Origin of the sequence: Paraburkholderia sp. RL17-381-BIF-C (assembly GCF_046026435.1) — a bacterium.
GTDB lineage: Bacteria > Pseudomonadota > Gammaproteobacteria > Burkholderiales > Burkholderiaceae > Paraburkholderia.
Genome location: NZ_JARESX010000179.1, coordinates 1 through 1,468, shown reverse-complemented (window position 1 = coordinate 1,468; position 1,468 = coordinate 1). Strand labels below are relative to the sequence as shown.

At 55.1% G+C, this 1,468-nt stretch carries 1 protein-coding gene; it reads right to left on the bottom strand.

Annotated elements, in window-relative coordinates; all coding sequences use genetic code 11:
- Positions 1-390: 390 nt before the first annotated feature.
- A partial coding sequence (locus P0D70_RS36520) for a toprim domain-containing protein (RefSeq protein WP_408188099.1) occupies positions 391-1,468 on the bottom strand: 1,078 nt, incomplete at its 5' end.

Below are 1,468 nucleotides of genomic sequence, written 5' to 3'. Positions count from 1 at the left end.
CTGCCTGCCCGATACCCCTGAAAGCACCACTGCATACCCCCGGGTGTCAGTGGATCACACCGGACATTATAGGCCACAAAAAACCCCGCGAGCCTTCACCTGCGGGGTTTCTGGACTTTCTTGGACCGCCCTGGATTTTTTCGTGGTGGGAGGAGGAGGATCGAACTCCCGACCTCCGCATCGCACGGCCCAACCTTAGGGCATTCGCAACTTCTAGCGCTTGCCGGTCTTAGCCTGTGGCGCCAGCAGCAATTACTCTTACGACCTACGCCACCAACAGTGACGGTCATCTCACGTCTAGGTAGGCCAGTCTCAGCAACTTCGTCCCACAGTCGCAGAACTGTGGCGCCAGTCGCATTTACTCTGGCGCCCTACGCGACAGCATATGAATCAAACGTCGATATTCCCCGCTCGAAGGGCGTTGGACTCAATGAACGCTCTACGCGGTTCAACTTCATCACCCATGAGGGTCGTGAAAATCCCGTCCGCGGCGATGGCATCTTCAATTTGAACACGCAATAGCCGCCGAACGGCCGGATCCATTGTTGTTTCCCAGAGCTGCTCAGGGTTCATTTCTCCCAAGCCTTTGTATCGCTGCTTCGAAATATTCCGCTCAGCATCTGCGATCAGCCACTTCATGGCACTCTTGAAGTCAGTAACAGCCATGCTGCGCTCGCCACGCTTGATGACCGCCCCTGGTCCGATCAAGCCCTTGAACGTATCTGCCGTGTTGATGAGCTGTCGATAGTCAGCGCTGAGTTGAAATTCTTGGTCAAACACCGACACCTTTTGATTGCCGTGGTGCGTGCGCGAGATGTGCAGCGAGCGAAGTTCACGCACTTCGTCATACCTAGTTGTCACACGAACTTCCGGCTTCAACGGGTCATCACGCAACTTCGACTCGAGCGCCTTCGCAGATGCATCGGCCGCCTCTTCGCTCGACAGATCGATAACTATTCCATCCATTACCGCTTCAAGTGCGCCAGCATCGTACAGTCGGCTCAGCCGATCAATGACCGCCTGCGACAAGAGATACGACCTTGCCAACCCACCCAAGGCATCGCCCGTAATCGGCGTAGCGTTTTCAGCGGGCACGAGCTCCGACCCATTGAGCGCCAACTTCAGCATATGGGCGTTCAGCTCAGTAGCATCTTTCAAATACCGCTCATCTTTGCCCGCCTTGATCTTATAAAGAGGCGGTTGCGCGATATAAATGAACCCGCGCTCAATCATCTCCGGCATTTGTCGATAGAAGAACGTCAGCAGCAATGTCCGAATGTGCGCACCATCAACGTCCGCGTCGGTCATGATGATAATGCGGTGATAGCGCAGCTTATCGACGTTGTAGTCGTCCTTACCAAAGCCACAACCCAGCGCGGTGATCAGCGTAACAATCTGCTCCGAAGAAAGCAGCTTGTCATACCGCGCCTTCTCCACATTCAGCACCTTGCCGCGCAGCGGCAAAATC